The sequence below is a fragment of the Pseudomonas sp. Sample_16 genome (genome assembly GCF_004307665.1).
Lineage (GTDB): Bacteria > Pseudomonadota > Gammaproteobacteria > Pseudomonadales > Pseudomonadaceae > Aquipseudomonas.
The window spans coordinates 1-6,539 of sequence record NZ_RCOB01000074.1; the positions used below are offsets into that span (position 1 = coordinate 1).

A 6,539-nucleotide genomic window follows, 5' to 3' on the forward strand; every position below is an offset into this window, starting at 1 on the left:
TGCCTCCATAGTGAGTCTGGACTGAGCCCGAAGCTGTAGCGCCGGGCTTTTTGCATTATGCGACCGGCCCTTGTGGAACCGGCGACTTCAAAGACGGCCTAATATGCGTTATCAATTGTCCCCGCGTCGAATCAACATGAAGCGTTTGTTCCCCAGCACTGCCCTCGCTCTTTTCATCGGTATCGGCCTGCTGCCGATGTCCGGCAACACTTTCGCAGCCAACAGCTGGGACAAGCTTCAACCTGATCGTGACGAAGTCATCGCCAGTCTGAATGTCGTGGAACTGCTCAAGCGTCATCACTACAGCAAACCACCGCTCGATGATGCGCGCTCGGTGATCATCTACGACAGCTATCTCAAATTACTCGACCCGTCACGCAGCTATTTCATGGCCAGCGACATTGCCGAGTTCGACAAGTGGAAGACCCAGTTCGACGACTTCCTCAAAAGCGGCGACCTCAACGCCGGGTTCACCATCTACAAGCGCTACCTGGACCGCGTCAAAGCGCGTCTGGACTTTGCCCTTGCCGAGTTGAACAAGGGTGTCGACAAGATTGACTTCACCACCAAGGAAACCTTGCTGATCGATCGCAAGGACGCGCCTTGGCTCAAGTCCACCGCAGAACTCGACGACCTGTGGCGCAAGCGCGTCAAGGACGAAGTCCTGCGCCAGAAGATCGCCGGCAAGGATTCCAAGCAGATCCAGGAAACCCTGACCAAGCGCTACAAGAACCAGTTGGCGCGTCTGGACCAGACCCGCGCGGAAGACATCTTCCAGGCGTACATCAACACCTTCGCCATGTCCTACGACCCGCACACCAACTACTTGTCGCCGGATAATGCAGAAAACTTCGACATCAACATGAGCCTGTCCCTCGAGGGCATCGGCGCCGTGTTGCAGAGTGACAACGACCAGGTGAAAGTCGTGCGTCTGGTGCCGGCAGGTCCGGCCGACAAGACCAAGCAGGTCGCACCGGCCGACAAGATCATCGGCGTTGCCCAAGGCAACAAGGAAATGGTCGACGTGGTTGGCTGGCGTCTGGATGAAGTGGTCAAGTTGATCCGTGGTCCGAAAGGCACCGTGGTGCGTCTGGAAGTGATTCCGGCCAGCAATGCGCCGAACGACCAGACCAGCAAGATCGTGCCGATCACCCGTGAAGCGGTGAAGCTTGAAGACCAGGCGGTGAAAAAATCGGTCCTCAACCTCAAGCAGGATGGCAAGGACTACAAGCTTGGCGTCATCGAGATCCCGGCTTTCTATCTGGACTTCAAGGCGTTTCGTGCCGGTGATCCGGACTACAAGAGCACCACGCGCGACGTCAAGAAACTGCTGACCGAGTTGCAAAAGGACAAGGTCGACGGCGTGGTCATCGACCTGCGCAACAACGGCGGCGGTTCCTTGCAGGAAGCGACCGAGCTGACCAGCCTGTTCATCGACAAAGGCCCGACCGTACTGGTGCGTAACGCCGATGGCCGCGTCGATGTGCTCGAAGATGAAAATCCGGGTGCGTTCTACAAAGGCCCGATGGCGTTGCTCGTCAACCGTTTGTCCGCCTCGGCTTCGGAGATTTTCGCAGGCGCCATGCAGGACTACCACCGCGCGCTGATCATTGGCGGTCAGACCTTTGGTAAAGGCACCGTGCAGACCATTCAGCCGCTGAACCATGGCGAACTGAAGCTGACCCTGGCCAAGTTCTACCGGGTTTCCGGCCAGAGCACCCAGCATCAAGGCGTACTGCCGGACATCGACTACCCGTCGATCATCGACACCAAGGAAATCGGCGAAAGCGCCCTGCCGGAAGCCATGCCGTGGGACACCATCCGCGCGGCGATCAAGCCTGCGGTCGACCCGTTCAAGCCGTACATCACCCAGCTCAAGTCCGAGCATGATGTGCGTACCGCCAAAGACGCCGAGTTCGTGTTCATCCGCGACAAGCTGGCCCTGGCACAGAAGTTGATGAACGAAAAAACCGTCAGCCTCAACGAAGTCGAGCGTCGAGCCCAACACGCCGACATCGAAGCCAAGCAACTGACCATGGAAAACATCCGTCGCAAGGCCAAGGGCGAAGAGCCGCTCAAAGAGCTGAAGAAAGAAGACGAAGACGCCATCGCGGCCGAGCAAGACAAGACCAAGCCGGAAGACGATGCCTACCTGAGCGAAACCGGGCGCATTCTGCTGGACTACCTCAAGCTCAACACGGCGGTGGCCAAGCACTGAGTGTTTAACAGCAACTGATGGCAATTTAATGCTGACGCTCCGCGGAGCGTCATCAAACAGTCATCAATCTGTCGTGAAATACAGGGCTGGGCGTGCTCTCTTTACCGAGAACACGCCCAGCCCTTTTTTTATCGCCAGAGACCGCCATGACCACAACCGAACAGCTGAGTGCGTTGAGCTCAATTCTGACTCAAGGCGGTTTGCACAGCCTGTTCCAGCCCATCATCAGCCTCTCTGAGCGACGAATTCTCGGCTACGAAGCCCTCAGCCGCGGGCCGTCGAACAGCCCGCTGCATTCCCCCATCGCGTTGTTCGCCGTCGCCCGCCAGGCCGGTCGCTTGAGCGAACTGGAAATCGCCTGCCGGCAGAGTGCCTGCCGACGGTTCAACGAACAGCAATTGCCCGGAAAACTGTTCCTCAACGTTTCACCCGAATCCCTGCTCGAGGCCGCGCATCAACCGGGTCGTACCCTGCAATTGCTGCAGGATTTCGGCATCCCGCCGAGCCAGGTGGTGATCGAACTCACCGAACAGGCGCCCATCGACGATTTCCAGTTGCTGCAAACCGCCCTGCATCACTACCGGGCGATGGGTTTTTCGATTGCCCTGGACGACTTGGGTGCAGGCTATTCAAGTTTGCGCCTGTGGTCGGAGTTGCGACCCGATTACGTGAAAATCGACCGACATTTCATCGACGGTATCCATCAGGACGCGCTCAAACGCGAGTTCGTCGGTTCAATCCTGCAAATCGCCAAGGCCTCACGGGCGCAGGTGATCGCTGAAGGTATCGAATTGTCGGAGGAACTGGCGGTACTGACCGAGATGGGCGTCGATCTGGTTCAGGGCTATCTGCTGTGCCGACCGCAGGAGCATCCACCCAAGGATGCCCGGCCCCTGATGCCAAGACAGGACAATGCCACCGTGGCGCTGAACGATGAAGCCAGCGACCTCAGTGCCCTGCTAAACGACCAGCCGGCAGTGGGCCGCGACACACCGACCGCCACGGTCCTGGAGGCCTTCCGTCGCCAGGCCAATCTCAACTCGCTGGCGGTGCTGGACGAACAAGGCCAACCCTGCGGCATCGTCCATCGACATTCGCTCTCCGACGCGCTGCTCAAGCCGTTCGCCACTGACCTGTTCGCCCGCAAACCGATCAGCCGCTTGATGAACGATGACTTCCTGGCCGTCGAGATGAGCCAGTCGCTGCAACAGGTCAGCCGCCTGATCACCAGCCGCGCTCGGCAACGTATCGAAGAAGACTTCATCATCACCCTCAACGGCAGCTACCTGGGCCTGGGGCGGGTGATCGACGTGCTCAAGCTGATTACCGAACTGAAAATCCAGCAGGCTCGCTACGCCAATCCGTTGACCCTGTTACCGGGTAACGTGCCGATCCAGCAATGCCTCACACGGCTGTTACAACAGCAACGCGAATCGGTGATCTGCTACGTCGACATCGACAGCTTCAAACCCTTCAACGATATCTATGGCTACGGCCGTGGCGATGAAGTCCTGCTGTGCCTGGCGCAATGCCTTAACGACCGGGTCGATCCGTCACGCGATTTCGTCGGGCATATCGGGGGAGATGACTTTCTACTGGTCCTTGGCCCGGAAGATTGGGGCCGACGGCTGAACCAGCTTCTGGACGACTTCCAGAGCCAGTGCCGCCGCTTCTACCGCGCCGAACACCTCGAAGCCGGCTGCTTCATCGCCCCCAACCGCCAGGGCGTGCGCCAGGAATTCCCGTTGCTTTCACTGTCCATCGGCGTGGTGCACCTACATCCAGAGGCCTGCGGAGAAATCGATGCCAGCCAATTGGCGGAAATGGCCTCGCAAGCCAAACACCACGCGAAGAACGTGCCGGGGTATAGCGTGCATGTGATTGATAGCCTGGCGGTGCCTACACCGGAAAGCGCACTTCTAATGGGACAGAGCTGACTGCTCCGACGCTATCGCGGGCAAGCCTAGCTCCTACAGGGTCCTGTGGCGCCTGCAGTTTTCGCAAACGACACCCCCCCTGTAGGAGCGAGGCTTGCCCGCGATGGCGTCCGACCAGCCCCCAAAACTTTAGGATGCCCTGGCCCGCAACCGCCGCCCAACCACATCCAACACATCACCCCCGTCTCGCAACGGGATAGCGCATAGCAAGGCAAAGTCACTGAGGATGAACGACTCACACTCGATTGAACCTCGCATGGATAGGTTTTCCAGTACCTGCGTCACAGCACGGATTCGATAGCTGGCAGCGTCGGTGAGTACGTCGAGTGGTGCCTGGGTATCGACGAATAGCGTTGGCATGTCTGTGCAGTTGCTTGTCAGGGCCATAAAGCGGTTTTCGGGGTGGGTAGTTGGTTTTTCGTAGGGTGGATCGGGTGTCAGTCTTTTCATCATTCTATTCCTAACGTATGGATGAGAGCCGCATACCTTCACTTCCACGCAATAGGTGGCGGCTGTACGCAGGTGTGGAAGACCGGTACGTTAGGCACCCGGCGCACTCGAAAGCGCCCCACGCACAGCCACCATGAAAACGCAGACGAAAAACGCCGAACTGGTGGCGCTTGTTGCGCCTAACGATAGAAGGGCTTCCACACCCTGCCACTGAATTTGCAGTGGCAGAGGAAAGACTATCGATGAGCACGGCTGCGCACCAGTTCATGGAAATCGACACGATTTGAAGGAAATCTCCTAGGGCTTTGACGGGAAATTTCGTAAGACAGTAAAGGCCTTTCCTCACCAAACAGTTTGATCTTCGGCGCTTGCCATAAGCAGTTCTTCTTTCCAAACCTCTTGCGCCAATGCGTATATGTCCTGAAAAAATGCCCTAGGACTTTCCAGTTCATACCACTCGCTACGGGGCCAACTCGATGCTTCATCCTCATCAATCTCGAACAGAGTCTGGAAGTCGAAGCGACTATCAGATAACTTTTCCGCAAGGAACTTCACCAAAACAAACTTATGCCGGTATGAGAGGCAATCGAAATTTAAGCTATAGCTCTTTATCAAATTCGCTCTATCAGCCATATTATTTGGATCGTAAATTTCAAGCTCTGCACCTCGTGTTTCTTCGCGATCATAAACATTGAATCCGCCAATAAACCACATGATATCAGGCTGAAACTCCTTGCTTATAAAAGGCTCTCGCAACATCATGTTCTCTTCATTGAAAAGTCGTATAGGCTCTGGCAATACCAGCCCGATCAAACTTTACTTAAAGCTAATTCAATATTTTTAGCGCGACATCTTACAGACCTTCTTATCTATAAAAACAAATCAATAATCTTTTTGTGTGGAGAAAGGATTAACTACCTTCCAATTGATAACGCTTTAAGCACCCCAGTAACACTTTCATAAATCTTGACTGATCTACAACATCATCATCAAAATACGTGGTCATTCGTTCAAAAACCCGATCAAAATTGTCATTTTCATTTATAAAATACGCAATTGTATCAACTAACATTTCTCGACCTTTCTGTTTATATGCAAAAAATTCCGATCTCAATACCAAGTCAAACAACTCGACAAGCTCTTTATCATCATTCACATTTTTGGAAGCAATTAGCGCCTCTCTCTCTTCGTTATCTGTATTTTCTATATCAAACACAAATAGCAGCCCGTAAACAATCTCAATATTATATGAATTTTTCATCAATCAAAGTCCGTATATGCAGTTTTAGGCTGACCAGAATTATCTAGAATAACTATAGCCTTAGTTTGCTTTCCATACTCCAAGCTCCCTCGCTTGTAGCCTTCACCAACTGTTTTCCCCATATCGAAAGCTAGGCGTGACGTCTCCAAATTGGTATACCGCAAAATCAATTGCGCCCTATAAATTGCATTGAGTTGATCCCGGTGACTTAAAAAACGAGTCGCCGCCGTAGGTATTTTTGGATGTCCTCTCTTCCTTCCATTGTGATATGTCTCAACTACTCCTGTTGTTGGATTTTTTGCTGTTGTCACACGCCGAAGTTGAGATTGCAAAGTAGTCTGGGCTCCATGTTTTTCTAAGAAATGCCCCCCGGGGGTAGCGCGCTCAATTTCGTCCAGGCGCCGGTAAGCATTCTCCTCAGCCAATTCATCAATCCTTTCACGCCGCCGCTCAGCCGTCATCTTCGGCAGCTGCGGCTCACCCTCATCAACTTTAACGCCACCAACACCATCCGGCACCGAACAGCCCGGCCTATTCGCCCCCGGGCAATTCCCGCTCAACCCCAACGGATCCACCCACCCCGTCGGATTCGGCGTATACCGATACGGGTTCAACCCGCCGGCCAGCTTCACCGGGTCCGGTGTCAGGTAGCGCCCGGTGTCGGGGTGGTAGT

The 6,539-nt window shown here is 54.7% G+C and carries 6 protein-coding genes; 2 read left to right on the forward strand and 4 right to left on the reverse strand.

The genetic code is table 11. From position 1 onward, the window contains the following. The first annotated feature begins 136 nt into the window (after nucleotides 1-136). Both D8U69_RS11510 and D8U69_RS11515 read left to right on the forward strand, forming a co-directional pair. Nucleotides 137-2,218, forward strand: a complete 2,082-nt coding sequence (locus D8U69_RS11510) for a carboxy terminal-processing peptidase (RefSeq protein WP_162250573.1) — start codon at nucleotides 137-139, stop codon at nucleotides 2,216-2,218. A gap of 146 nt (nucleotides 2,219-2,364) precedes the next feature. Beyond that, complete coding sequence (locus tag D8U69_RS11515) at nucleotides 2,365-4,155, forward strand: bifunctional diguanylate cyclase/phosphodiesterase (RefSeq protein WP_130907325.1); 1,791 nt, start codon at nucleotides 2,365-2,367, stop codon at nucleotides 4,153-4,155. Nucleotides 4,156-4,284: 129 nt separating this feature from the next. Here the strand turns inward: D8U69_RS11515 and D8U69_RS11520 are convergent, their stop codons facing one another. The 4 genes from D8U69_RS11520 to D8U69_RS11535 form a co-directional block, all read right to left on the reverse strand. Then, nucleotides 4,285-4,605 (reverse strand): hypothetical protein, encoded by a 321-nt coding sequence (locus tag D8U69_RS11520; RefSeq protein ID WP_130907326.1) that lies wholly within the window; start codon nucleotides 4,603-4,605, stop codon nucleotides 4,285-4,287. A gap of 342 nt (nucleotides 4,606-4,947) precedes the next feature. Next, nucleotides 4,948-5,367 (reverse strand): hypothetical protein, encoded by a 420-nt coding sequence (locus tag D8U69_RS11525; protein WP_130907327.1) that lies wholly within the window; start codon nucleotides 5,365-5,367, stop codon nucleotides 4,948-4,950. Nucleotides 5,368-5,515: 148 nt separating this feature from the next. Further along, nucleotides 5,516-5,866: a hypothetical protein gene (locus D8U69_RS11530; protein WP_130907328.1), complete on the reverse strand. Its 351-nt coding sequence runs from the start codon at nucleotides 5,864-5,866 to the stop codon at nucleotides 5,516-5,518. Continuing rightward, the coding region (locus D8U69_RS11535; RefSeq protein WP_130907329.1) for an RHS repeat-associated core domain-containing protein at nucleotides 5,866-6,539 on the reverse strand (674 nt) is incomplete at its 5' end. The genes D8U69_RS11530 and D8U69_RS11535, both read right to left, overlap by 1 nt.